This is a genomic window from Paenibacillus helianthi (assembly GCF_001909055.1).
In the GTDB taxonomy this organism is placed as follows: domain Bacteria; phylum Bacillota; class Bacilli; order Paenibacillales; family Paenibacillaceae; genus Paenibacillus_AQ; species Paenibacillus_AQ helianthi.
The window spans coordinates 96,720-121,782 of sequence record NZ_LVWI01000059.1; the positions used below are offsets into that span (position 1 = coordinate 96,720).

Genomic DNA, 25,063 nt, shown 5'->3' on the forward strand with positions numbered 1-25,063 from the left:
TATCTGTACTGGAGTGGACCATGATGAACGAGAGCAAGAAGCGGGTGCTGCTTGGCAGCCCGATTCACCAGAAGCCGCAGATTCTGCAGGAATTCCTGAATTCTCTGCTGCGCTTGCGGCGCGTTAATTTCGAACTGGATTTCTATCTGATCGACGACAACGAGGATGAGGCATCCAGCCGTGTGCTTGAGGCCTTTGCAGCCCGCAGAAATGAAGTATTCCTGCAATCCTCCGGCCTTCATGACGCCTATATCCGCAATGATACAACCCATTTCTGGAACTCCAGCCTCGTCTGGAAGGTGGCGGGCTTCAAGAACCTGATGATCCGGCGGGCTGAAGCCTTCGACTATGATTATCTGTTCCTGATCGATTCCGACCTGATTCTGCACCCGGACACGCTGCTGCACCTGATTGGAACAGACAGGGACATTATTTCCGAGGTCTTCTGGACGCAATGGCAGCCGGGCACCCTGCTGCAGCCGCAGGTCTGGATGCATGATGAATACAACCAATGGGAAGCAGAGCCGGGCGAGCAGCTCAGCCAGGAGGAAATCAACCGCAGATTCCACCAGTTTCTGGCCAAGCTACAGCAGCCGGGCATCTATGAAGTTGGCGGACTGGGCGCATGTACCCTGATCAGCCGTAAGGCGATTACTGCAGGCGCAAGCTATGACAGGGTCCGCAATATCTCCTACTGGGGCGAAGACCGCCACTTCTGCATCCGCGCCGCCGCCCTGGGCATTCCACTCTATGTGGATACCCATTATCCGGCGCTGCACCTGTACAGGGACAGCGACCTTGACAAGGTGGCAGATTTCATCCGGCTCTGCGGGGTGGAACCAGAGGTTCTTGCTCAGGAGGACGCAGAGAATGAAAGAGCTGAAGAAGCGGTAGGGCAGGCTGAAGCTGAAACAACGGAAGAGACGGAGGACAGGGCCGGGGAGAACGAAGGGCACAAGCGGACTGCACCAGATGGTGCCGGGGCTGAAGCGGCTGCACCACCCGCCGCCCGGGACGGCGCCAAGCCTTGGACGGAGGCGGAGGCCCTACAGCGACTGCACAAGGCGCCGCTGCCGGAAGCGGGAACAGACAGCAACAAGGCTGCCCGTGCGGCAGCTGAATTTGCTGTATCTTTTGAAAGACGGGCTGCACTCCGCAGACCCAAGCTGACCCTGACCATGGTGGTCAAGAATGAAGGCCAGCGGTTCCTGCGGCAGGTTCTGCAGACACACCGCCAGTACATCGACGAGGCGGTTATCATCGACGACGGCAGCACCGATGGTACGGCTGACATCTGCCGGGAGGTTCTTCAGGGGATTCCGCTTCACCTTGTGCGCAACAGCATCTCCAAGTTCAGCAATGAATCCGAGCTGCGCAAGCAGCAATGGGAGGAAGTTGTGAAAACTGATCCCGAATGGATACTTAGTCTGGATGCGGATGAGATTTTTGAAGAGCGGTTTGCCGGAGACATCGACAGCCTGCTGCGTGAGGACAACTGCGATCTGTTCTGCTTCCGCCTGTACGATTTCTGGGATGACCGTCATTACCGTGAAGACAAGTATTGGCGCTCCCATCTGAGCTACCGGCCCTTTCTGATCCGCTACCGCAAGGATTTCAGCTATGCATGGAATGATCTCCCCCAGCACTGTGGACGGCTGCCGGAGAATGTTTTTGAGCTTCCCCATCTGCTAAGCAATCTGCGGCTGAAACACCTGGGCTGGTCCAAGGCAGAATTCCGGCTGGATAAATATCTGCGCTATATGCTGCTTGATCCTGATGGCCAGTACGGCTGGAAAGAGCAGTATATGTCCATTCTTGACCAGCATCCTAATCTGGTTCCTTGGACAGAGTGAGCGGTGGTATAATGAACCTCATGCGGTTAGAACCCTAACCAGGACGCACTTTAACTCCAGGAGGTACATCTTGAAAGCTGATCCGGCTCTCCATTCCGCTTCATCCAAACGCAATTATACACTGCAGCTGCTGACTGTATTCATTGGCTATCTGATCTTCGGCTTTTCAGAAAATATTAAAGGTCCCGCCATCCCGCGTATCCAGAGTGATCTCCGGCTGGATGAGATGCAGCTCGGTACCCTGCTGTCGCTGAACTCACTCGGGTATCTGCTGGCTTGCACCTTTACTGCCCTGCTGATCCGCAAGATCGGCATCAAGGCGGTCAGCTTGCTCGCCTTCGGCTCCATGGCCGTTTCCGGTGTGTTCATCTTCCTCTCCCATAGCTACCCGGCGCTGTCAGGCTCTTTTTTCCTGATGTATATCGGTAACGGCATGCTGGAAATCGGTCTCGCAGTGCTTGGAGCAAGGATCTTTGTGAAGAATACCGGGACGATGATGAACCTGTCCCACTTCTTCTATGGGCTAAGCTCAACCGTCGCTCCCTTGATCTCCTCCGGGCTGATGACGGTGACGGTATTCGGCCATATGCTGGATTGGCGCGGAGTGTATCTGATGATTCTGATGCTGTCCATGATTCCTATGATTCCAGCGTTTCTGGGCAAGTTCCCCGGCGATGCCACACGGACAGAGGACCGGATTCCGCTCTCCGCGATTTCCCGTGATCCGGTCATTTGGCTGCTGGTTGCTGTTCTTTCGTTCGGCGTGATCTCAGAGCTGGCTGTCGGCGGCTGGCTGGTCAATTTCCTGGAAAAAGCCTACGGCTGGGAAACACCAGCCGCGGCCGGCATGCTGTCCGCGTTCTTCCTCTGCTTCACGCTGGCCCGGCTTGTGCTCGGACCCCTGACGGACAAGATCGGTTTTGCGTTGTCGCTGATTGTGTTCTCTGCATTCTCGGGCATCTGTACTTTCGCTGCCATCCTCTGGGGAGAACCGGGAGCCGTGTTGTTCGCCATCGCCGGTCTCGGCATCGCGCCCATTTACCCGACAGTTATGGCGCTGATCGCTGACCGCTACCGCAATGGAAGTGATACGGCAATCACCTTCGTCGTCACCCTCATCGGTGTTGCCAGCGTGCTGGGCAACTACTTCATCGGTGCCATCACCGAAGGGATTAAGAAGCTATTCTCCTCGGGACAAGAGGAGGGAATCGGACTGCTGCGCGGACTGCAGGCTGGCTACGGCTTCATCGGACTGTGTGCGCTGTTGTGCTCTGTTTCGGCATACTGGCTGTATCGTCATTTAAAAATAAAGAAGCAGCTGATGTAAGTAGCTTGTCAGGTGCGTTAGCTCCTGCGTCTGCATCGTGACAGGTCCAAAAAAAACAAGCGTCCCCAGCCTTAACGGCTTGTGGACGCTTGTTGGCCTGGAGCATGAGGCACTCTAAAAAAGGCTGCTGAATATATACAGAGAAGCAGCCAGATTCACGGTGGATGCAACCAGCAGCAGCACATAATTAGCATATTGGCGTGAACCAGCTTTTGCCGGTGCGGCTCTGGTCTCAATCGCTTGAAATAAACACATCATACTTATGCTTAAGCTCGTCAATAGCAACCGTACATTTTCATTAGGCTTGATAAATACAAGAATTGCAAAGACAATGACTGCCGCCGAGAAAAAATAACGAATCCCTTTTAACAAAGATATGTTCCTGATTATCTCACCCCCGCCCGGTTCATGCGGCAAGCCGTCATTAGATTTCCAGCCATCACATCACCATCTATCTATTTTACTGGAACAAACTGGAATATGATAGAAGGAAAAATACGTTTGCTTTGCTCAGTGAAATTGGGCTGCATAGCATACAGTTCAACAGCTGCGATGAATTTCGCAGCTGTTGAATTGTACGGGGTACAGCTACGCTATCTTTTTGATTTTCAAAGCGGGCTCCCGGCCACTTCATTATTTGGTGTGAAGCGCCTCTGCAGACTTCGGATGAGTAACCGATACGGACAGTTCGCCTCCAGCCTCGTTAACCTCTATTACCGAGCCTTCTTCTGCCTCACCTGCAATCAGGGCGCGCGCCACACGGGTCTCCAGACTCCGCTGGATGAACCGTTTGAGCGGTCTTGCGCCATATACCGGATCAAAACCTTCTCTTGCGATAAACCGTACCGCTGACTCGCTAAGTACAAGCCCAACGCCGCGGTCTGCCAGACGCAGGCGGAGTCCATCTACCAACTTGACCACAATCTGCTCAATCTCAGCCAACTGGAGCGGTTTGAACATCACAATGTCGTCTACACGATTCAGGAACTCCGGCCGGAAATGGCCGCTCAGCTCTTTCATGACCCGGTCCTTGACAGCATTCGTAAGCTCACCGTTGTCATCGGTGCCCTGAATCAGATGCGGCGAGCCGATGTTCGAGGTCATGATGACAATCGTATTCTTGAAATCCACCATCCGGCCCTGTGAATCGGTCAGCCGCCCGTCATCCAACAGCTGCAGCAGGATGTTGAATACATCCGGATGGGCTTTTTCCACCTCATCTAGCAAGACTACCGTGTATGGCTGTCGGCGCACCGCTTCGGTAAGCTGGCCGCCTTCCTCATAACCGACATACCCCGGAGGCGCACCCACAAGCCGGGAGACGCTGTGCTTCTCCATATACTCCGACATGTCGATGCGGATCATGCCGTCTTCGCGGTCGAACAGCGACACCGCCAGCGCTTTGGCCAGCTCAGTCTTGCCGACACCTGTCGGCCCGAGGAACAGGAAGGAACCAATCGGCCGGTTCGGGTCTTTAATGCCTGCTCTGGCCCGGAGCACCGCATCCGCCACTAGCCGGACGGCCTCCTCTTGTCCTACTACCCGCTCATGGAGCGTATCCTCCAGCCGCAGCAGCTTATCCCGTTCACCTTCAACCAATTTCGTCACTGGAACACCTGTCCAGCGGGATACGATATCGGCGATCTCCTCTTCGGTCACAGCTTCACGCAGCAGCCGGCTCTCCTGATCTTGCGAAGCGGCATCCTCTGCAGCCTTTAGCTGCCGCTCCAGATCGGGGATAATGCCATAGCTCAGCTCTGCAGACTTGTTAAGATCGTAGACCTCCTGCGCATCCACCAGGTCTTTCCGGGCCTGCTCCAGCTTTTTCTTCAGCTCACGCAGCCCCTGAATGGCCGACTTTTCTTTCTCCCAGCGGGCCGTCATGCCCAGATGCTTCTCCTTGAGATCGGCCAGCTCACGCTGCAGGGTTTCCAGGCGGCGCTTGCTGGCGTCGTCGGTTTCTTTTTTGAGCGCTGCTTCTTCAATTTCCATCTGCATCAGACGGCGGGTAACCTCGTCCATCTCGCCCGGCATGGAGTCAATTTCCGTCCGGATCATGGCACACGCTTCGTCCACCAGGTCGATGGCCTTATCCGGCAGGAAGCGGTCCGTAATATACCGGTTCGACAGAACACCAGCGGCTACCAGCGCGCTGTCATGGATTTTCACCCCGTGATGGACTTCGAAACGCTCCTTCAGCCCCCGCAGAATGGAGATGGTATCCTCCACATCCGGCTCGTTGACCAGTACCTGCTGGAAGCGGCGCTCCAGCGCCGGGTCCTTTTCAATATATTTGCGGTATTCATCCAGTGTCGTCGCCCCGATACAGTGCAGCTCGCCGCGCGCCAGCATCGGCTTCAGCATGTTGCCAGCATCCATCGCGCCTTCGGTTTTACCCGCACCGACAATCGTATGCAGCTCATCGATGAACAGAATGATCCGTCCGTCACTCTCTCGGATCTCCTTCAGCACCGCCTGCAGCCGCTCCTCGAACTCTCCCCGGTATTTAGCCCCAGCGATCAGCGCACTCATATCGAGCGAAAAAATCGTCTTATCCTTCAATCCCTCCGGTACATCCTTACGGACAATCCGGTGGGCCAGCCCTTCAACAATCGCCGTCTTCCCGACCCCGGGCTCGCCGATCAGCACCGGATTGTTCTTGGTTTTGCGGGAGAGAATGCGGATGACCCTGCGGATCTCCCCATCACGCCCGATGACGGGGTCAACCTTGCCCGCCCGCACCTCGGCCACCAGATCGCGCCCGTATTTCTCCAGCACCTCATAGGTCGCTTCCGGTTCCCTGCTTGTCACCCGCTGATGGCCGCGAATCTCCGCCAGCACCTCCAGCAGCTTGTCACGCGTCACGCCCCGGCTGGTAAATAGTCTGCTGAGTTCCCGGTTCCCGCTGCCGGAATCTGACACCATCGCAAGCACCGCGTGTTCCACCGCCACGAATTCATCCTGCATCTGTGCAGCTTCCTTCTCGGCCTGCTCCAGCACGGCGATCAGCGACGGCGAGGCATACCGCCGCATCGTCCCTGCGCCGGAGCCGCTGACGCTGGGCTTCCGCTGCAGCAGTTCTTCCGTACCCTGCATCAGCTCAGGTACGGGAATATTCATCTTCTGCAGCAGGCGCGGCAGAAGACCCTCATGCTGCTGGAGCAGCGCCTTGAGCAAATGGAGATTGTCAATCTCCTGATGCCCGGCGGCGGCTGCCAGCGACTGCGCTGCGGCAACCGCCTCTTGCAGCTTCTGTGTTAATTTGTTGAAGTCCATTTCCTTCATCACCTTTCTGTGGTTTTGCTTGTTCGCCGGGAACCGGGCGACCGCGGCGCGCCCAACAACGGCGTTTCTGCCGTTGTTTCCGCCTGTTCCGGCCGCGGCGCGGGCTCGCGCCCGCCCGGCCCTTAACGCATCGCGGCTTTGCGCCGCGATGCACCCGGGCCCTTCCGCTTGGGCCCGGCCTGGAAGCTGCCAGCTTCGGACAGCTGGCGGTACAGCTTCTTCTCCGCCTCCGTCAGGTCGGCGGGAATCACAATCTCTACCGCGAACAGAATATCACCGTTCGCACCATTCGGCCGCTTCAGGCCCCTGCCGGAGAGGCGCAGCGTCTGGCCTCCGGCCATCCCGGCCGGGATCTTCAGCTTCACGCTGCTGCCGTCCGGCAGCGGAACCTTGGCTTCGCCGCCAAGCACGGCCTGCCACGGCGCAATTTCTACCGAGCCATACAGGTCCCCGCCCTCCGGCTCATAGATTTCATGCGGCAGGAGCTGCAACGAGATCAGCAGGTCACCGCCCTGCGCTGCTCCATTCCCGCTGCTGCCGGGAATCCGGAGTACGGTTCCCTCAGCGGCACGGGCCGGAATGTTGACATTCACGTCTCTCCCGCCAACCTGGACCCGGATATCTCCGCCTGTATACGCCTGCTCCAGTGTGACCTCAAGCTGCGCCTGCATCGTACTGCGGGCCTCGCCAAAAGGATTGCCGCCGCCCCCGCTGCCCGAGAAGAAATCAAATCCTGCCCGGTCCGCAGCCCCCCTGCTGCCGAAAAACATGTTAAACAAATCCTCGCCCTCCATACCGCCGCCGGAGGAGGTGGAGCTGCCGCTCCAACCTGTACCAAAAGGCGTCTCCCCATACGACGCAGACGAAGCTCCGCCCCGCCGCTGCCCCTTGCCGGCTGCTGCGCCGCCGAAACCATAACGGAGCTCCTCGTCATAGGATTTTCTTTTCTCATCATTGCCCAGTACTTCGTAGGCTTCCGCCGCTTCCTTGAACTTGGCTTCCGCCTCCGGTGCCTTATTAACATCGGGATGCCATTTCTTGGCGAGCTTCTGGTAGGCCTTTTTAATCTCCTGCCTAGAGGCCTTTTCCCCTACTCCCAAAGCTTCGTAATAGTTTGCCGCCAAGGATACCTCCTCCTTTCGTGAACTAGAGCCGTATTCCTTGTCTACCTTTAATTACCCTATTTTCTATTGCGGTGCTGTAGAAGCTACAGCTGCTCTATTTCGTGAAAAGGCGCACCATAGCCGGAATCCCCACTACAATGCGCCTGTATGATGGTGCTATATGAAAAGCCCGGTGAATCGGCTGTTCCTGCAGGGATCTTAGGGGAACGGCGCTGGCCGCGGCCCGGAAACCCTTTTTACCAGCCCATCCGGCCGGACTTGAACGTCTGCTTCCTTCAACATTTACAATCCATTGTGCATACGCTCAGCGCGCTCCGCTTCCCCCGGATGCCTGCCACATGCCCTTCCTGATTTGCTTTTATTGAAGCTGCTCACCGGAGTTGCCGCTGTCCTGAATCTCAATGCGTTTGCCCAGCGGTTTTTGCCGTTTCGGTACTGACAGCGTTAGCAGGCCGTCCTTCAGCGAAGCGCGAATCTCATCCTCAGCAATGTCCTGTACGTAGAACCGGCGGACATACTCTCCATATCGGCGTTCTCTGCGCACCACCTGATGGTCCTTGTTTTCCTCACTGTGTTCTTCCTTGCGTACTGCCTTAATCGTCAAATAAGGGCTGGCATAATCAATGTCGATTTCCTCTTTTGTGAAGCCGGGCAATTCCGCCTCGATCAGATACGCTTGCTCACTCTCACGAATATCTGTACGGAAGGACAGGGTGGAGCTTTTCATCGGTGCAAAGAAATCATCATTAAACACTTCATTCAGGGACTTGGCCAGCACACCAAAAGCATCATCTCTGCGTTTTCCATAAGGAACTAAATCAAACATCTCTCATTCTCCTCTCTTTGACTTTGACTTTATTTGACCTATGGCTTTATTATAGCCCCCTTTCCGGGGGAAGACAAAACCTGTATAAGCCGAAAAACCGGGGAAATCCGGCATATCAGCTCATTTTTGAACCCAAATTTTAGTGTTATTCTTTTTTTGACCTTATTTGACCTTTATGGCTGAATAACGCTCCCGGTACTCATTCTCCAGCATGCTCATCGTCACGGCGTCATGGTACTCATGGTTATAGAAAAGCGTCTGGCGCCGCACGCCCTCCCGGACAAAGCCAATGAACTCACGTGCGCTGCACGTGTATTATATGCATAAACCTCAAGTTCAATCCGGCACGCGCCATTGTAGCCATATATTCCGATTTAACAATTCTTCCCCTATTGTATGGATAATTTATTTATACGACTGTATCGCCCATTCACCTTTTTTATATACCAGCCAATATTCTGAATTAGCCTTCGCCTTATGTCGTTCCATGTTGTTATAAACATCATCAAAATTCATAATTCTTCCAATGATATTAAAAGGGATTTCTACACTGTTCCGAAATTTTACAATTCTATATAAATCAATCAGTATTCCATCTTTAGCGAATAACGTTAATAGTTCTCCAATGTCTTGACCTAATGGGGGTACATTCTTTCGGTAAGACTTCAATTTATTTGAAATTAGACGTCCTAAAACATCAATATATTGATTTTTATCTTTATAGAAAATTTTGTTGAACCAACCATCATCATGTGCCAAATATACAAACTTATTATTGAGTTTTTCAAAAAACGGGCTTCCGAACGGCTGTTGATAATGACCTAAATACAACAACTCCGCTTTCTCCTGAGGTGTGAGATCATCAAGGGTATTCATTTCATCAAAATCCACCCAACAAAAATCGCCATAAGAATACACATTTTCTTCGTATAGGTCCTTTAGATTTTCTTTTCTTACAAATTCTAACCTTAGTCCATAATGGAAATCCTCACCTGTATATCTGGATTCAAGGAGCAAAATATTGTTTGGTTCAACAGTAAGACAATGGATAAAGTCAATAAATTCAATCCCCATTGAAGTTGTTGACTGTTCATTTTCGTTATAGATCATGTAAATGACATCTTTTGTTTTCATCTATAAACCTCCGCAATCGGATTAGTCTTAACAGGCTTCTCAATTATTCTTCACTGCTGCACTAACTATATTTCGCCAGCATTTCCGCGAGCAGGCCCTTAACCCCCGCGACTAGTTCTGGCGGTTCCTGTACCGCAGCCTCAGTGCATAGGCCAATCACGAACCGTGTGAAAAAACCCAGATCCTTGTGCGGGATCTCTCCTTCCAAGTAGCCGGTGCCGCCTTCGCGGATATGGAGCAGGGATGCCGACCATAGCTCACCCTCGCATGCCTGGACGCCTTCATGGGTTAGTTCAACGTACAACCGGACTTGTTGAGGGTTCTGGGCTGACGCCCTTCCCCGTTTCCCGTCTGCTCCTGCCTCTGAATCCTTCTGCCTCTCCGCCCGGTTCCCCTGCTGCATATGGCTGAAAGCATCTTTATTCCCCAGATGCACATCCCGCAGATCCAGCGGTGCGAGGTCAGAGGTGTCATACACCGCTGCATGTATCCGGTCACAGCGGAACACACGAATGCCGCCCCGCAGGAAACAGTAGGCCGGACAATACCACAACCCGCTGCTCGCATAGATGCCGATCGGCTGAATGGCTCTTTCCATACGTTCACCCCTGGTTTCATAAACAATCCGCAGCACTTTTTGCCCCGTTGCCGCTTCCAGCAGAATAGCGAGATATGAAAACTCGGCTTGTCTTGACGGGATTACGAAATCTATCCGGTCCTTCATCTGATCTATTCGGTCGCGGACATCCCCGGACATATAATGATAGAACTTGTGCAAAGCGGACAAGGATTCTTCCTTGAACGGCAGATAGTTGTAATGGCGCAGAGAATGGCTGGCAAAAAAAATCGCTACCGCTTCCTCCTCCGTAAAGGCAATGGGCGGGAGGATTCTCTCGTTCAGCACCTGGTATCCGCCGTGGGGCCCCACTTCGGAATAGAGCGGGACACCCAGCTCACCCAACTCCTGCAAATCCCTAAGGATGGTGCGCGTGGACACGCCGAATTCCACTGCCAGCTCTTTGACGGTGAACTTTCGCTTGCGGTTGACGGTCATCATCAGGTCCAGCAAGCGTTTGGATTTAGACATAGCACAGCTCCAATATCTTTTTATTTGTGACAATACTTGTCACTATTATACCCTACAATGAATATATAGCCCAGCCGCTGGTGGCGGGCAAATCCAACTGTAGGGAGAGATTTGAACATGACTATACAGCTGAATCCTTTTATCCTGCTCGACGGAAATGCGCAGAAGGCGATTGAATTTTATCAGGAGACGCTGGGAGCGAAGCTGCTCTTCAAGCAAACGGTAGGAGAAGGGCCGCAGAACCCCGATACACCGTTGTCAGAGGAAGCCAAAGCACGCATTGCCCATTCCGTACTGCGCGTGGGAGAGACGGATTTTTACGTAGCCGATCTGGAGGAAGGACAGGCGCTGATCCCGGGCAATGGCATCAACATTTGCATTACGGTAGACAACGCCGCAGAGGCAGAGCAGCTTTATCACTTATTAAAAGAAGGCGGACAAGTTGATATAGAGCTCGCCCCCGCCTACTTCAGTCCTGCATTCGGCATGGTCACCGACAAGTTCGGTGTGGCTTTCCAGGTGTTCACAAAGCGCGGGCAATGAATGCAGAAGCCCCCTGTCGTGCAGATTTGCGCGTACCCTGACAATTATTCGAATAGCATCAGCCCTCCTACGTATACTATGCCTCATTAGCTTATTCTAAGCGGGGGGCGCTGATAGTGAAAAAACTGGTTTATGCATACATGATTACTCTGCTCCTAATGGTTTCAGTTTCAGCACCTATGATTGAAGCGGCCGGATATACAGTAGAAGCCAAACCAGTGGACCCAGCGCTATTGGCTTCGCTCCGCCAGGGCGGGTACATCCTGTTCGTCAGACACGGTGAAGCAACAACGGGACAAGATCAACCAAACCTCGACCTCAGAGACTGCACAACCCAGAGGAATCTTTCCAATGAAGCTAGAAGGCAGGCCGTTCTTTTGGGAAAAGCCATCAGGCGCCTGCACATCCCGGTTCAAACCCCGATTGTGGCCAGCCCCTTTTGCCGGACCAGGGAAACGGCAGCCTTAGCTTTTGGAGCAGACAATGTTCAGACCGATCCCTTCTGGGTCAACATTTACAATTTGAGTGGTAATGTTACCTCAGACGAACAAGAAAGCACATTAACGGCCCTGAGATCTGTATTGGAGAAGACTCCAGCTGAGGGAACTAATCAAGTGATCATTGCCCACAGCTTTCCCAGGGGTCTAGGGTTGGGAGAGATCCCCTACTTAGGGACTGTGGTCTTGAAACCCAAAGGTGAGGGTCATGGTTATGATATTGTGTCCAGGATTTCCTTGAGTGAATGGTTAAGTACACAGTGAACGCTTGGGCTCCGGCAAAAGAATGAACAAACTTACCCTAATAGGGAATCCAACATCTCATTGCCGCAGGTAACGGCATCGCTCCCCAATCAAGGGTATTTATACCTCTCATTCCGTCTGCCAGCCCGATTATGGCGAGATCAGAGGTATTTATACCTCTCATTCTGCCCGCCAGCCCGGGTATGGCGAGATCAGAGGTATTTATACCTCTCATTCCGTCCGCCAGCCCGATTATGGCGAGATCAGAGGTATTTATACCTCTCATTCTACCCGCCAGCCCGATTATGGCGAGATCAGAGGTATTTATACCTCTCATTCCGTCCGCCAGCCCGTTCACGGCGAGATCAGAGGTATTTATACCTCTCATTCTACCCGCCAGCCCGATTATGGCGAGATCAGACGTATTTATACCTCTCATTCCATCCGCTAGCCCGATTATGGCGGGATCAGAGGTATTTCCGCTGAAGGATGGCTTTCCTGGTTCGGGGAGTTACACCGAGGTAGAACCATGAGCTGATTAGTACAGCGCCCGCCACAAATAAAAGGTGGCATAGGCCTCCCAGCCGCGCCAGGGCTCCGCCAGCTTCAAAAGCTCTGCCGGGGTAGGCTTCCGGTCCATGCCGGTCAGGAATTTGACCGCATTCTGCAGGCCTACATCCCCCACCGGGAGAGCCGTGGTATCATCCAGACAGCGCATCCGGACATACTGCGAGGTCCACGGACCGATACCTCGAATCTGGAGCAGCCGCTGCTCGGCAGCGTCCGGGGATGGCAGCGCCAGCAGTTCTTCACGGCTTAAGCCGCCGCTGGCAATTAGTGCCGCCACATCCAGCACCGTCCGCGCTTTGCTGCGGGTCAGCTGCAGGGCGCATAGCTCCTCCTGCTGCACATCCGCGAATACCTCCGGCCTTGGGAATTCATAATACATATGCCCTTCATATTCCAGCGATTCTCCGTAGGCAGCCGTCAGCTGCTGCTTCAGCCTGTAAGCAAACGCCAGATTCACTTGCTGGCCCAGAATGGCCCAGCACAACGCTTCGAACAGATCGGGAATACCCACGATCCGCAGGCCTCTGTGCTGCTCCGTAAGCGGCCCCAGCAGCGGATCGGCTTCTGCCAGACGGTAGAACGGTGCCAGATCACGGTCCAGATCGAACCATTCCCGAATGTAGCGGGCCAGCCACGCTACCGCTTCAGGACCAGGAGTTTCGCCGTACAGCAAGGTTACCCGCAGCTGGCCCCCCTTCGGGACCGTCAGCCGGACAAGAACCGGGTGGTTATCCAGATTGAAGTAACGGGTCACTCCCTCCTGATCCGTCCGGTACAGGCATTCAAGCGGAGAACGGTTCAGGTAATCCAGGCAGACGCCGAAATCGAAGAACTCCGGCAGCGGCAGCTCAAAAAGCAAATCGTTCATGGCCCGCCTCCCCCACATGCAGAATACCTTCCAGCGCCAGCAGCTCCTGCTTCAGCTTAAGACCGCCCCGGTAGCCGGTTAATGTTCCGTTCGTGCCAATAACCCGGTGACAGGGCAGAATGACCGGAAGCGGATTCTGCCCGTTCGCCGTTCCTACTGCGCGCATCGCCTGCGACCTGCCGATCCTCCCGGCAAGCTCCCGGTAGGTAATGACCTCACCATGCGGAATGGTCGCAAGTCCTTTCCAGACCTCCTGCTGAAACGGAGTTCCCCAGATATCCAGAGGGATATCCTTGAAGCTGACCGGTACCCCAGCAAAATAATTCTCCAGCTCCCGGGTAATCCCGAGCTGCGCGAACACTGCCTGATGCTCCTGATAACGGTGCAGCGGAGCAAAGGTTTTTAGCCATGCCCCCTCAGGCAGCTTCTCCTCTCTCCCAAAGGACAGGCGGATTAAGCCTTTGTCACTGGCCCATAGGGTCCAATCTCTATTCCCCAGGTTCAGGGTATGATGGTAAATCGTGATTTCATTCATGATGAATCCCTCCTTGGATTTGGCTGCGGTATTCGGTCGGCGCCAGGCCGGTTTTTCGTATGAACCACGCGGCAAAGTGTGACGGCCCGCGAAAGCTGACCGCTTGTCCCACCTCAGCAACCGCAAGCTCTGTATCCGCCAGCAGCGCGCACGCTTTCTCCACGCGCAGCTGATCCAGCCTCTCCGCAGGCGACCGCCCGGTGACCCGCTTATAGGTGCGCTGGAGATGAAACGGGCTAACCTTCAGCTGTGCGGCAAGGGATTGGAGTGTAACCTTCTGCCCAAATTGTGCCTCCATCAGCTTATCCGTCTCGGATGCAAGCAACGCGTCCGGGCGCAGCACACCGCCTTCCTCCGGGCGGCATCTTTTGCAGGGCCGGAACCCCGCCGCTACCGCCTGCTCCAGCGAATCATAAAAAACGACATTGCCTGCCTTCGGCGTTCTTGCCCGGCAGGAAGGGCGGCATACAATATGTGTTGTCAGCACCGCTGTATAATACACACCATCATACTTTGGCTCGCGCCGCACAACGGATTCGTAGATCTGCTCGAATAACGCCTGTTCCATCGGAAATCACCTCTTACCGCCAGTATATACGATTCAATTTGCCTTATGCAGCCCTTTGAAACAGGAGAGCAAGATTACGACAGCGCTACTATAGGCCGTACTTTGCTCTGTACTCCACTCGCGCGGGGAGGTACAATAAGTTATTCATCAGAACCAACTACGGTCAGGAAGAACATAATATGGTAATATTATGAATATTTCCATTATCGAACATTCAGGAGGATCACTATGCAAAAGCACTTATGGCTATTAAGCACACTTTTTCTTTCCCTTGCGTTATTTACAGGCTGCAGCTCATCCGCCTCAAGCAATGCACCTGAACCCAGCCCTCCGGCCTCTGAAATTGCAGCACCCTCTTCTGAGAGCACTTCGCCTCCTGTTGAGAGTGCAGCTCCTGCACCTGAGAGCAGTACTTCTCCGCAGGACGGCACAGCCGAAACGGCAGCCGTTCAAGCCGCCACGGAGTATAAGACTTCCGAGTACACCGTCAAGGATTACGCGGATGTCCTGTCTGAGGAGAGCATTGAGCAGAGAAACGATGCGATGAGATCCTATCTGACAGAAGATTTTTATCAAAAAGCCATCAACAACCGTTATACTGCTCTACCCTTAATGGTCGTCCAGAAGCAGCAGATGTCTGTGCAGCCGGAAAATCTGAAGTTCACCCTAACGGATGGAACGAAAAAAGATATCGTCGAACTGAAGTACAACGTAGACCTGGTACTGCTCAATCAGAAGGGTAAGGAAAACAAGCGGGTGCCTATGGAGGGCATATTGACTATGTTTAATGTGGATGGGCAATGGCTGGTGCAAGGCGACCGGTTTGACAACGCCGCGTTCAACAAGCTGATCAACTAATTTCATCGGTTATCCAAAAAAAACCCCTCCAACTTCCGCCATAACGGCGTAGTTCGAGGGGCTAAATGTATAGGGACATCCTTTTATAAACTATATAATTTACGTTGTTATAAGAATATATTATATGGCTGCTTTTGAAGTCTGAAGATCCGCAGGGCCGTCTGCAACCGGCGGGTTCTTCTTCTTCATGTAACCAGAGTAGTAAGCGGTAATGATTGGAACGAGGATGGAAGTCACAATAACCGATGCTGCCACGAGTGCGGTTGCTGTCTGGGCAGCTGGCAGAAACTCAGGCTTCATGTTGGCTACCAGCATAGGGTTGGCTACAGCGGCTCCGGCAGTACTGGAAGCGGCAAGTCCGGCAGTCCCGTTACCACGGCCAATGTACTTGTCAGCCAGAATCAGCGGAACACCTGTAATGATGATAACAACAACACCCAGCAGAATACCCAGCAGGCCTGTATCTACAATGACACCCAGGTCAATGGAGCTACCCAGTGCGAAACCAAAGAACGGAATCAGTGTTTGTGTAGCTTTGCCGAAGTAAGCACGCAGATCATGATCCAGGTTACCCAGCAGGAATCCGACCAGGAAAGGAAGCACAGCGCCAACAAATACATGCGGTTCGAATACGGCTACCCCGGTGCTGCCCAGGATCAGCATGGTTACAAGCGGACCGGATTCCAGCGACATCAGTACAAAGGCGCCAGATTCTTCTTTTGTGCCATACTGCTGCATAATGGAAGCGTACAGGCCGCCATTGGTCATATCCATTGCGGAAATGATCGCCAGAACGGATAATCCGGCAAAAAATCCGGTTTGAACGCCGCCCTCAGGCAGGAACTGAATGGCAATCAAGGCTACTACCCAAGCCACCGCGATTTTGGTCAATACAAGTGTTCCGGATTTGCGGATTACGGTTCCGGTTGCTCTAACATCAATAGCAGCACCCATACAGAAGAACCAGACGGCCAGAATAGGTACCGTACCTGTCATCAGGCCTTTGGTGAAGCCTCCGAAATATTCACCTGCATTCGGGAAAGCCGTGTGGATAATGGCACCAAGGAATAAAGGAATCAGCATCATGCCGCCAGGAATCTTGTCGATCGTCTGTTTGATTTTCATGTGATTGATCATACCCTTCTTATAATATGGTTTAATTTTTTGCAGAAATTGATTATTTTGTCTTCCATAGGCGCAGCAAATCAGCCCCCTGGGTCTAACCATCTGTTACAGTACGCAAACCTGCGGACAGCTGTCTCTGAGAGAAAATTTGCTTGACTACGCTTTCACATCACTTACGGCTAAGTCCGAGCTCCGGGATCATTTTGGCGAATAAATCGTCGCTTTCTTTTAATTGCCTGGAAAAGTCTTTGCCGTCCTTAACCATCAGTCCCAGTCCATTTACACTCATATACTCGCGGAATGCCTTGTCTTCGGTTCCTTTGATAAATGCCCCGGCGAGTATATCCGCAATGGCGTCCGGTGTGTCCTTGGGTACAGCAAGTCCCCTCCATGTACTGGTGAAGTTCACATGAATTCCGGTCTGCTCTTCCAGAGTCGGAACGCCCGGCAGCGCTTCAGAGCGCTTGTCGGCGTTAATCGCCAGTGTCCGCAGCTTTCCTTCATCCACATATTTTTTCACTTCGGCGGGACTCACAGGCACCGCATCCACAAATCCGTCCATTAAAGCGGAGACGGCGGGCCCAGCACCTTCAAAGGGAATATGTGCAAACTTCACACCTGTTTCCCGTTCTAACGTTATGGCAGCTAAATGCCAAATGCTTCCCGTTCCTGCGTTTCCCATTTTCAATTCACCTGGATGCGCTTTCGCAAAGTCGAGAAATTCATTTACGGTTTGCCACGGCGCGCCTTGCCTTACGGTTATGGCGGAAGGATCAAAATTTGTTTGAGCGATGGGTTTGAACTTCTCATAGGTAATCGGCAACAGTCCCAGATGTGGAAGGATGGTTAGTTCGGCCGGCAAAAAAGTCACCGTATACCCGTCCCCCTTGGCACTCGCGCCTTCCATCAGTCCGACGGAACCTCCGCCGCCTGTGCGGTTGACAACGATAACCGGCTGCCCCAGAAACTTCTCTGTCGCTTTGGCTAATGCCCTTGCTGTTGTATCGGTTCCTCCGCCTGCAGCGTACGGCACAATTAATGTGATCGGCTTTTTGGGAAAACCAGCCTGATCTCCCTTGTTGCTGCGGTCGTCCGTTACGCGGTTTCCAATAAGAAGGAGGATTACTACAGCCAGCAGCGATGCCGCCCAGATTCCTATTTGCATTCCCCGTTTCAAAAGCATCCCTCTTCTCTTATTAAAGGATATCGAGCTGCTGGCGGGAACGTGAAATCCTGCCGTATGCTCTATCGCCCCACCCCCGAATTCTCAAGCATCATAGCTGTGAAAGTTTTCTCAAATAGAACTTTATCGTATTCGGGGGTGTCCCACAATCATATTATCTTATTCTGAATCCTCAGAAACGCCGGAATGGCGCGGTTTTGGCCGATCTGCATACTCGCTGGCATATTTGTTGCTCTCCCGGAACTTGCCGGGTGTCGTCGATTTGATTTTACGAAAGGCCCGGATGAAGCTGTTCTCATTCTGGTAGCCCACCTGGAGGGCAATATCGGCAATTTTCAGACCGCTGTCCAGCAAAAGCTCACAGGCTTTATCTATTCTCAGGTTGGTAAGGTAATCATAAACGGTCGTTCCGGTCTCTTCCTTGAAGAGGGTGCTGACCGAAGATACCCCCATATTGATATGGGCTGCGATGTCCTGAAGTCCGATATTCTCCTGCAAATGACTCTCCATATACGCTATCAGGTTCTGTACCTGCAGATATTCCTTCGATTGCCGGTGTGCGCCCAGCACATTGGCCATATGGACGACAATACGGCACAGCATGTCTTCCAGCTCGGTAAGATCCATGGTCGTCACCTGAAGCCACGTGTAATCCGCAAGCTCTGCAGGAAGCGGATGGCTCCCGGCTGCGGCAATACTCATCATTTCCTCTAACAGATCATTGATGGAACGGAACACCTTTTGCGGCTGAATACCTTTTTTGCGGGTGTCGGCTGCTCCTCTGCGAACCCACTCCAGTCCCGTCTCGGCATCCGATGACTTCAGCGCCTGCAGGACCTGCTGCCTCCAGGCATCATCGGATGGACCAACGCCTTCTGTATATTGGTTCTCTGTTTCCGTGTAAGTGTGGACAAGTCCATAGCCTTCATATAGCCGGCAGGACAAGGCCAACATGGATTCGTTGTAAGAGTGGGCCACCTGGGCAATACCGGCAGAAGTGCTGCCGATCCCGATGGATACAGATATTTTCAGGACTTCCTCCAGAAGGCTAACCAGTCTGATTGCTTCCGCCTGAAGATCGCGTTCTTCCGGCGTCCGGGCCTGAAGCAGCACAGCTAGACTATCCTTCTGCGGAGCTGTGGTTACTGCTCTCCAGAAGGGTTCGAAGTATTCCAGGACAATGTTATTCATGGCGTATTTCAACAGCATCTGGTCCTCTTCCATAAATGCCGCTGCCCATTGTGCATGGCGGTCGACCGATATCAGCAGCAGCTCAAAAGGCCCCTCCTGCCAATCTGCAAAATAATGCTCCCATTTCGTCTGTATTTCCTGCGTGCCGATACTGCGGGTAATCAGATCATTCACATATTTGGACCGCAGCTCCGGCAGGCTCCACTCCGCTACGAGCGATTTGCTCTGAAAATCACCGACCAGCTTGCCGATTACCGGCTCCAGGTCGTACAGATTGCCATGTCCGGCTGCTGCTGTATCCGGAGCCAGCAGCTTATTGATCCGTTTCAAAGGCCGGAAGGCTGCGAAATTATAATAGTAGATCGCGCAGCAGCCTACAGCGATGGAGATCAGTGACAGCATGATCATCATATTGCGTGCGGTTGTCACATTTTTGAGCAGCTGCTCCATAGGAACGAGTGAAATCAGCCGCCAGCCGGTCACATTGGAGAAGGTCTGGTTCGCCATATAGGCCTTGCCCTCGATCTTCACATGGGCGAACGGGCTTACATCGATGTCTTTCAGCATCTCGTTCATTTCCGCAAGGGGGAACGGCAGGTTCAGCTTCGGATAGATCAGGTCGCCTTCAAGGTCATACACCAATTGATAGCTCGACAGATGACTGTACATTTTGGAGAACAGCATGTCGTAATCCAGATCAATCAGCACAGCTCCTGTAACTTCACCCTCCTGGACAATCGGACGGGCTAAGGACAGCAGCTCCGTGTGGCTGAGCTGGGGATCGGTGCCGGTGTACACCCTTCTCTTGATCAGCAGCGGTTTCTCCTTAATCTCCTCAATCCACGAGGTCCAGGCATGCTCCGGCGCCTCATCCCATGAGCTCTTATAGCCGTAGCCGCTGGAAATCACGGAATGATCCTTGAATTTGATGACGCTGATCGCGTGAATGTCCGGCTCTGTTGCGAGCGTTGTCAGATAATCCTGCGGCTCGGCAGCGATGCCTGCATTCTCTGCTGAGGCTGAGTTAATGTATTTCAGTATAACCGGATGAAACGACAGATCTACCGCCTTATTGTCCGACTCCCGGAACGCCCGGTTGGTGACATCCAGATTGATCTGCAGCAACTCGATATTCGGCGTGTTCAGCTCCGTATCCAGTGCGTTCCGGTATTCCCTGTAGGAGAACAGGCCGATTAGTATAATCAGCAGCGACACACTGACGGTCAACATCAGGATCAGCCGGTTTTGTTTGTTGTTCAGCAAATATTTTAACTTAAATCGCAGCATTGGCGTTGCTTCATCCTTCCGCGGGTCTCATAGTCCAGACCATAGAGTAGCATGTTTTTTCTGTAATTCAATATGGAGCATATCATATTCTTTAAGATTTTAAACGTTTGGAGTGAAGAACATGATAAATGATATAATAGTAGAAGCAAGCGGAAACGGCTTCGCCATCCTTTTATAAGCTTATGAAGCAGCGATGCTACGTACCGCTCACAGATATCCGTATGAAGCAACCGGATTCACACAGACTTTTGTACAGGAGATTAACCCAAATGCAGCCTAATTTGATGATCAACGATGCCGAATGGGACAAGCTCATCTCGGATGTGGCTTTTTATTTTGAGGATCTGACTCTCAAGCGGGGATTTCAATATTATAAGCAAAAACGCGTAAAGTCTCTCCGGATGATCTCATCGCGGAGAATTATGGCGGTAGTCGAGGGCAGAGAGGATTATGCCGTCAGCCTCGAGCTGGACCACTTGACGGAAAGTCATTGTGATTGCCCGGTTCAGGGGCCCTGCAAGCATATGGCGGCGGTGCTGATGAATGTCGCCGAGTCGCAGGAGCGGTCTGTGAACATGCTCGCCAATGCCAAGGCCGTCATCGACCGGAAGAAGACAGAGGTCTTAGAGGCTTCCGCCGCTGCCGGTGTCTCCGGCAGCCGGCGGGAACAGGCGCAGAAACTCGCCGGGCTAATCCCAGGAGCAACGGTTGCGCAGTGGCGCGAATACATGGCACTACTTACCGCACCGATGGCACAGTCCGTACGCAATCCGCAGTATTCCGGCAGAGCGCTGTCCGCCATCATGGAGGTACAAGCAGATCTGGCCCCGGCTGCTGCGCTGCTGTTCCAGCTTAATGCCCACCTGTTCATTCTGGAGAGCCTGATTCAGCCCCTCCCTCCCAATCATGCAGGAACCCTCTCTTCTTCAAGCTATTCGCTCGGATATTACACGTCTATTGCGGTCTCTGAGCTTAAAGAGGCGGTTACGCGCCTTATGAAGTCGGGCCTGCCGCTGGCTTCAGAGCCGGAGGAATGGCCCCGGGTTAGAGAAACCCTGGATTACGTCCAGCTTGAAATGCTGACGGAATCACGCGACCGACTGCGGGAGCAGCCCTATTTCTCTTTCTGCTACGACCGGCTCTGGAATCACTGGATTGCCCCGAACACCAGCGGCTCGGAGCTGTATCTGGAGGAGCTTGATGCGCTGCGGGAACGCGCAAGCGGGCTCGGCGCCGCAGCGAACCGCTCCGCACTGCTGCTGGCGGAGAGCCGGATGTACTTCTACCTAAACGACGATAAAGCGGCCTGGGAACGGCTGGCTGCCGCATCGGAGCGTCCCGGCCTTCATCCGGACGAGCTGATGGGCTTCCTCCCGCCGCTCGCCGAAGCCGGGCACTGGTCCCGCCTTGCCGCCTGGCTTGAAGCTACAGGCCCGCTGCTGAACAGCCGCCTCTATAATCTGCAAGGCTATGCCGCTTACTGGGAGGACGCCGTGCGTCATCTGCCGGAAGCAGAGCCCCAAATGTGGAACACTCTATCCGGGATGCTGCCGCTCTCACAGGATATCTACGAAGAGAAGCTGCTGGCTGCCGGCAAATGGCGGGAATGGATGGACTATCAGCTGGCCGCCGGCAAAGAGCCTTCCGATTTCCGGGTCAGCGACCTGCAGCCGGTGGAGAAGAACGCGCCGGAGCTGCTGCTGCCGTTCTACCATCAGGCGGCGGAACGGTTCGTGCTGGAGAAGAACCGGCACAGTTATAAGGCTGCCGTGAAGCTATTGAAGCGGCTCGCCAAGCTGTACAAGAAGATGAAGCGCGAGGCACGGTGGGAGGAATTCCTGGATGCCTTCACCGCCAGGCACAGCCGGCTGCGCGCACTGCAGGAGGAGCTGCGGAAAGGAAAGCTGATCCCATGAGTATGCACACGCAAAATATTTCCGTTCAGCTGGCCTTGAGCCAGTATGGCGATGCCCTGATCTACGGCATTAATGAGAGGGATGACTATGTTCCCGGTCTGCTGCTCAAACAGCAATTGTTCGCCTGGCACGAGGACTCCTTCTATGGAACGGAATTGACAACCCAGAGCGCCGACGGCGTCGAGCTTGTCATCCTTCCCGCCGAGCAGGTGGTCCCGTTCTTCGCGGAACTTCAGGTGCTCCGGCATATCGGCTGGAGCTGGGAAGGCAACGCTGCGCTGCTGACCGAACTAGCCCCGGTTCTGGCTGCACTGCTGGACGACAAGCAGTACGTCCCCAGCTTCTCCGCCTTCCGCGAAGGCCAGCTGCGCTGGGACTGGGACGGCCAGGCGCTTGCGCGCTCGGCCGCCGGCAGTCCCGCCGCTGCGGAAGCGCTGCGCGGGCTGCAGGAGCGCAGCGCTCTTGCGGAAGGGCTGCAGGCCGCCTTCTCGGCGGCGGTCTTTCAGCGGTATTACCGCACGGAAGCCGAAGCCGGCGACCTGCGGAGCGAATTCCCGCTGCTGTTCAGCCGCAGCGGGCCCCAGGCCGCCGGGATGGACGCGGACAGCTGGCTGATGTCCATCGGCTGGAAGGCGGACAGCGCGCCGTTCCGCCCTGCGCTGCAGCTGCTGGAGCCGGACGAGGACTCGTCCTCTTGGCGGCTGCAGCTGCTGCTCCAGGACAAGCGCGACGAATCCGCGCTTGTGCCGCTGCGGCTCTCCGATGACGGAGAGCCGCATGGCCGCTGGCCCGCGCCGTGGACGGAGCACGTCCACGAGCGGGCGGCCGGGTGGCTGTCGCGCCTGCGGGACAGCCTGCCCGGCGAGCACATCGGCCGCGGGCGCGATGTGCTTGGGGAACCGCTTAGCGACGAGGTCGCGTGGCGGTTCCTGACGGTAGACAGCCGGCGCCTGCTGGAGGCCGGCTGGCAGGTGCTGCTGCCGGCGTGGTGGGAGGCCGCCAGCCGGAAGAAGCCGCGCCTGCGCGCCAAGATCAGCTCCGGCGAGGGCAGCCGCGGCGGCGGGTCGCTCTTTGGGCTGGATGCGCTGGTCGACTTCGACTGGCGCATCTCCATCGGCGACGCCGACCTCTCCGAGGCGGAGTTCGCGGAGCTGGTCGCGCGCGGCGAACGGCTCGTGAAGTTCAGGGGCCAGTGGATTCCCCTGGACCCGGCCCTGCTGGCCCAGATTCAGCGGGCCATGGCTGGAATGGACAAGTCGCAGGGCTTGTCCTTCCAGGATGTATTGCAGCTGCATCTGCTCGGCAGCAGCGAAGAGGAGGCGGCCGAGGCCGCTGCTGAACAGGCCGAGGAGGAGGCTGCACGCTTCCGGCTGGAGGTCGAGCTGAACGCGCATCTGGTACAGCTGATCGGTCAGCTCGGGCAGCGCGAACAGTGGCCGCAGCCCGCGGTGCCTGCCGGACTTCACGCGGAGCTTCGAAGCTACCAGCAGGAGGGGTATGCCTGGCTGGCTTTCCTGCGCCGCTTTGGCCTCGGAGCCGTTCTGGCGGATGACATGGGCCTCGGCAAAACCGTGCAGCTGATTGCCTATCTGCTCCATCTGAAGGATCAGCAGGAAGCGGCTGAAGCGGACCCTGCTGCGGGACGGCTGCGGCAGACCGACCCGCCCGGCTGGCCCGCCCTGATTATCTGCCCGACATCCGTGCTCGGCAACTGGCAGAAGGAGCTGCAGCGCTTCGCCCCTTCCCTGAACGTAATGCTGCATTATGGAGGCAAACGCCTGGATGCAGGCTACTTCTACGGCGCCGCTTCGCAGGCCGATGTGGTTCTGACTTCTTATGCCACGGCTGCACTCGACCAGGAGCTGCTGAAGCAATTCACCTGGGCTGCAGTCTGCCTGGATGAAGCGCAGAACATCAAAAATGCCGGGACCAAGCAATCCGCAGCTGTACGAAGCTTTCCCGCACTGCACCGGATTGCGCTAACGGGAACACCTATCGAGAACAGGCTCTCTGAACTATGGTCGATCTACGACTTCATCACACCGGGATACCTGGGCAGCGCAAAATCCTTCCAGGACCGGTTCGCAAACGCTATAGAAAAGGAACGCGATCCGAAGCGGACAGCGGATCTGCAGCGGATGGTCAAGCCGTTCATGCTCCGCCGCAAGAAAAAAGATCCGGCCATTCAGCTTGACCTTCCTGATAAAAACGAGATGAAAACCTATGTTCACCTCACTGCCGAACAGGCAGCCCTGTATGACCAGAACGTCAATGGGCTCCTGGAACGGATGCAAAAGCTGGAAGGCATTGAGCGCAAAGGGGCTATTCTGTCAGCACTGACCAGCCTTAAGCAGCTATGCGATCATCCGATGCTGCTGAGCAAAGAGGCCTTGCCTGAGGCAGATCCAGAGGGCCGCATCGAAACGGCTCCCTTGATTGAGCGGTCAGCGAAGCTGGAGCGGCTGCTGGCCATGGTGCGGGAACTGCGCGAGGAGAATGAGCGCTGTCTGATCTTCACCCAGTATGTAGGCATGGGCAAAATGCTGCAGGCTGTGCTGTCGCAGGAGCTGCAGGAGCCCGTGCTGTATCTGAACGGGAGTACGCCCAAAAGTGCCCGCGACCGCATGATTGAACGGTTTCAAGCACCCCCGCCGCAAGAGGGGGAAGCCTCAGAAGCAGGGGGGAAGCAGCAGTCTGACCAGCCGAATATATTCATCCTCTCGCTGAAGGCGGGAGGCGTGGGCCTGAACCTGACCGCAGCCAATCATGTCTTCCATTTCGACCGCTGGTGGAATCCGGCTGTCGAGAATCAGGCCACGGACCGTGCATACCGCATGGGCCAGACCAAGGATGTGCAAGTGCATAAATTCATCTCGCTGGGAACATTGGAAGAGAAAATAGATGAAATGCTGGAGAGTAAGCAGCAGCTCAGCGATGATGTAATCGCAAGCTCCGAAGGCTGGATTACCGAGCTGTCCACCGATGCGCTGAAGGATCTGTTCACGCTGCGCCGGGAATGGGTCGGCTGACCAGACTAGGCCTG

Annotated in this window: 20 protein-coding genes; 7 read left to right on the plus strand and 13 right to left on the minus strand. The window is 54.6% G+C overall.

All coding sequences use genetic code 11. From position 1 onward, the window contains the following. Nucleotides 1-20: 20 nt before the first annotated feature. Complete coding sequence (locus A3844_RS22270) at nucleotides 21-1,853, plus strand: glycosyltransferase family 2 protein (protein ID WP_244169826.1); 1,833 nt, start codon at nucleotides 21-23, stop codon at nucleotides 1,851-1,853. 70 nt (nucleotides 1,854-1,923) lie between these two features. Further along, nucleotides 1,924-3,180: an MFS transporter gene (locus A3844_RS22275; protein WP_244169827.1), complete on the plus strand. Its 1,257-nt coding sequence runs from the start codon at nucleotides 1,924-1,926 to the stop codon at nucleotides 3,178-3,180. 114 nt (nucleotides 3,181-3,294) lie between these two features. Here the strand turns inward: A3844_RS22275 and A3844_RS22280 are convergent, their stop codons facing one another. The 6 genes from A3844_RS22280 to A3844_RS22305 all read right to left on the minus strand — a co-directional run bounded on the left by A3844_RS22280 (nucleotide 3,295) and on the right by A3844_RS22305 (nucleotide 10,636). Next, the gene (locus A3844_RS22280) at nucleotides 3,295-3,552 is read right to left on the minus strand and encodes a hypothetical protein (protein WP_074108491.1); all 258 of its coding nucleotides are present in this window, start codon (nucleotides 3,550-3,552) and stop codon (nucleotides 3,295-3,297) included. Between the two features lie 261 nt (nucleotides 3,553-3,813). Further along, complete coding sequence (gene clpB / locus A3844_RS22285; RefSeq protein WP_074108492.1) at nucleotides 3,814-6,456, minus strand: ATP-dependent chaperone ClpB; 2,643 nt, start codon at nucleotides 6,454-6,456, stop codon at nucleotides 3,814-3,816. A gap of 131 nt (nucleotides 6,457-6,587) precedes the next feature. Continuing rightward, nucleotides 6,588-7,589, minus strand: coding sequence for a DnaJ C-terminal domain-containing protein (locus A3844_RS22290; protein WP_074108493.1), 1,002 nt, complete (start codon nucleotides 7,587-7,589; stop codon nucleotides 6,588-6,590). A 358-nt stretch (nucleotides 7,590-7,947) separates the two neighbouring features. Continuing rightward, nucleotides 7,948-8,415: an Hsp20/alpha crystallin family protein gene (locus A3844_RS22295; RefSeq protein WP_074108494.1), complete on the minus strand. Its 468-nt coding sequence runs from the start codon at nucleotides 8,413-8,415 to the stop codon at nucleotides 7,948-7,950. 405 nt (nucleotides 8,416-8,820) lie between these two features. Continuing rightward, nucleotides 8,821-9,549 (minus strand): hypothetical protein, encoded by a 729-nt coding sequence (locus tag A3844_RS22300; RefSeq protein ID WP_074108495.1) that lies wholly within the window; start codon nucleotides 9,547-9,549, stop codon nucleotides 8,821-8,823. A gap of 61 nt (nucleotides 9,550-9,610) precedes the next feature. Next, nucleotides 9,611-10,636, minus strand: a complete 1,026-nt coding sequence (locus A3844_RS22305) for a helix-turn-helix transcriptional regulator (RefSeq protein ID WP_074108496.1) — start codon at nucleotides 10,634-10,636, stop codon at nucleotides 9,611-9,613. 117 nt (nucleotides 10,637-10,753) lie between these two features. Between A3844_RS22305 and A3844_RS22310 the strand changes: the two genes are divergently transcribed. Both A3844_RS22310 and A3844_RS22315 read left to right on the plus strand, forming a co-directional pair. Then, on the plus strand, nucleotides 10,754-11,179 hold the full coding sequence (locus A3844_RS22310; protein ID WP_074108497.1) for a VOC family protein: 426 nt from the start codon (nucleotides 10,754-10,756) through the stop codon (nucleotides 11,177-11,179). 116 nt (nucleotides 11,180-11,295) lie between these two features. After that, entirely contained in the window at nucleotides 11,296-11,940 is a 645-nt protein-coding gene (locus tag A3844_RS22315) for a histidine phosphatase family protein (RefSeq protein ID WP_305953454.1), read from the plus strand. A gap of 37 nt (nucleotides 11,941-11,977) precedes the next feature. On the opposite strand, the gene A3844_RS22320 is transcribed toward A3844_RS22315, so the two are convergent. The 4 genes from A3844_RS22320 to A3844_RS22335 all read right to left on the minus strand — a co-directional run bounded on the left by A3844_RS22320 (nucleotide 11,978) and on the right by A3844_RS22335 (nucleotide 14,460). Further along, entirely contained in the window at nucleotides 11,978-12,358 is a 381-nt protein-coding gene (locus A3844_RS22320; RefSeq protein ID WP_074108498.1) for a hypothetical protein, read from the minus strand. Nucleotides 12,359-12,457: 99 nt separating this feature from the next. Next, complete coding sequence (locus A3844_RS22325; RefSeq protein ID WP_074108499.1) at nucleotides 12,458-13,357, minus strand: DNA-3-methyladenine glycosylase family protein; 900 nt, start codon at nucleotides 13,355-13,357, stop codon at nucleotides 12,458-12,460. Next, the gene (locus tag A3844_RS22330; protein ID WP_074108500.1) at nucleotides 13,338-13,892 is read right to left on the minus strand and encodes a methylated-DNA--[protein]-cysteine S-methyltransferase; all 555 of its coding nucleotides are present in this window, start codon (nucleotides 13,890-13,892) and stop codon (nucleotides 13,338-13,340) included. Before A3844_RS22330 ends, A3844_RS22325 begins: the two co-directional genes overlap by 20 nt. Beyond that, on the minus strand, nucleotides 13,885-14,460 hold the full coding sequence (locus A3844_RS22335; protein WP_074108501.1) for a bifunctional transcriptional activator/DNA repair enzyme AdaA: 576 nt from the start codon (nucleotides 14,458-14,460) through the stop codon (nucleotides 13,885-13,887). The genes A3844_RS22330 and A3844_RS22335 overlap by 8 nt, the downstream gene beginning before the upstream one ends. Before the next feature lie 228 nt (nucleotides 14,461-14,688). Here A3844_RS22335 and A3844_RS22340 point away from each other — a divergent pair, with 228 nt between their 5' ends. Beyond that, on the plus strand, nucleotides 14,689-15,318 hold the full coding sequence (locus tag A3844_RS22340; RefSeq protein WP_074108502.1) for a hypothetical protein: 630 nt from the start codon (nucleotides 14,689-14,691) through the stop codon (nucleotides 15,316-15,318). Nucleotides 15,319-15,438: 120 nt separating this feature from the next. Here the strand turns inward: A3844_RS22340 and kdgT are convergent, their stop codons facing one another. From kdgT to A3844_RS22355, 3 genes are all read right to left on the minus strand, one after another. After that, a complete protein-coding gene (gene kdgT / locus A3844_RS22345) occupies nucleotides 15,439-16,443 on the minus strand; it encodes a 2-keto-3-deoxygluconate transporter (protein WP_074108541.1) in 1,005 nt (334 codons plus the stop codon). 169 nt (nucleotides 16,444-16,612) lie between these two features. After that, nucleotides 16,613-17,626 (minus strand): tripartite tricarboxylate transporter substrate binding protein, encoded by a 1,014-nt coding sequence (locus tag A3844_RS22350; RefSeq protein ID WP_074108503.1) that lies wholly within the window; start codon nucleotides 17,624-17,626, stop codon nucleotides 16,613-16,615. A gap of 159 nt (nucleotides 17,627-17,785) precedes the next feature. After that, nucleotides 17,786-20,104, minus strand: coding sequence for a helix-turn-helix domain-containing protein (locus A3844_RS22355; protein ID WP_074108504.1), 2,319 nt, complete (start codon nucleotides 20,102-20,104; stop codon nucleotides 17,786-17,788). 269 nt (nucleotides 20,105-20,373) lie between these two features. Here A3844_RS22355 and A3844_RS22360 point away from each other — a divergent pair, with 269 nt between their 5' ends. Both A3844_RS22360 and A3844_RS22365 read left to right on the plus strand, forming a co-directional pair. Then, nucleotides 20,374-22,020 (plus strand): SWIM zinc finger family protein, encoded by a 1,647-nt coding sequence (locus A3844_RS22360; protein ID WP_074108505.1) that lies wholly within the window; start codon nucleotides 20,374-20,376, stop codon nucleotides 22,018-22,020. After that, complete coding sequence (locus tag A3844_RS22365) at nucleotides 22,017-25,049, plus strand: DEAD/DEAH box helicase (RefSeq protein WP_074108506.1); 3,033 nt, start codon at nucleotides 22,017-22,019, stop codon at nucleotides 25,047-25,049. Before A3844_RS22360 ends, A3844_RS22365 begins: the two co-directional genes overlap by 4 nt. The last annotated feature ends 14 nt before the right edge of the window (nucleotides 25,050-25,063 follow it).

What these genes read in the sequence shown, in the direction of transcription:
- A3844_RS22270 (WP_244169826.1), top strand. Translation starts at nt 21, where the DNA reads ATGATGAACGAGAGCAAGAAGCGGGTGCTGCTTGGCAGCCCGATTCAC.
- clpB (WP_074108492.1), bottom strand. Translation starts at nt 6,456, where the DNA reads ATGGACTTCAACAAATTAACACAGAAGCTGCAAGAGGCGGTTGCCGCA.
- A3844_RS22295 (WP_074108494.1), bottom strand. Translation starts at nt 8,415, where the DNA reads ATGTTTGATTTAGTTCCTTATGGAAAACGCAGAGATGATGCTTTTGGT.
- A3844_RS22300 (WP_074108495.1), bottom strand. Translation starts at nt 9,549, where the DNA reads ATGAAAACAAAAGATGTCATTTACATGATCTATAACGAAAATGAACAG.
- A3844_RS22305 (WP_074108496.1), bottom strand. Translation starts at nt 10,636, where the DNA reads ATGTCTAAATCCAAACGCTTGCTGGACCTGATGATGACCGTCAACCGC.
- A3844_RS22310 (WP_074108497.1), top strand. Translation starts at nt 10,754, where the DNA reads ATGACTATACAGCTGAATCCTTTTATCCTGCTCGACGGAAATGCGCAG.
- A3844_RS22320 (WP_074108498.1), bottom strand. Translation starts at nt 12,358, where the DNA reads ATGAGAGGTATAAATACGTCTGATCTCGCCATAATCGGGCTGGCGGGT.
- A3844_RS22325 (WP_074108499.1), bottom strand. Translation starts at nt 13,357, where the DNA reads ATGAACGATTTGCTTTTTGAGCTGCCGCTGCCGGAGTTCTTCGATTTC.
- A3844_RS22330 (WP_074108500.1), bottom strand. Translation starts at nt 13,892, where the DNA reads ATGAATGAAATCACGATTTACCATCATACCCTGAACCTGGGGAATAGA.
- A3844_RS22335 (WP_074108501.1), bottom strand. Translation starts at nt 14,460, where the DNA reads ATGGAACAGGCGTTATTCGAGCAGATCTACGAATCCGTTGTGCGGCGC.
- A3844_RS22340 (WP_074108502.1), top strand. Translation starts at nt 14,689, where the DNA reads ATGCAAAAGCACTTATGGCTATTAAGCACACTTTTTCTTTCCCTTGCG.
- kdgT (WP_074108541.1), bottom strand. Translation starts at nt 16,443, where the DNA reads ATGAAAATCAAACAGACGATCGACAAGATTCCTGGCGGCATGATGCTG.
- A3844_RS22350 (WP_074108503.1), bottom strand. Translation starts at nt 17,626, where the DNA reads ATGCTTTTGAAACGGGGAATGCAAATAGGAATCTGGGCGGCATCGCTG.
- A3844_RS22355 (WP_074108504.1), bottom strand. Translation starts at nt 20,104, where the DNA reads ATGCTGCGATTTAAGTTAAAATATTTGCTGAACAACAAACAAAACCGG.
- A3844_RS22360 (WP_074108505.1), top strand. Translation starts at nt 20,374, where the DNA reads ATGCAGCCTAATTTGATGATCAACGATGCCGAATGGGACAAGCTCATC.
- A3844_RS22365 (WP_074108506.1), top strand. Translation starts at nt 22,017, where the DNA reads ATGAGTATGCACACGCAAAATATTTCCGTTCAGCTGGCCTTGAGCCAG.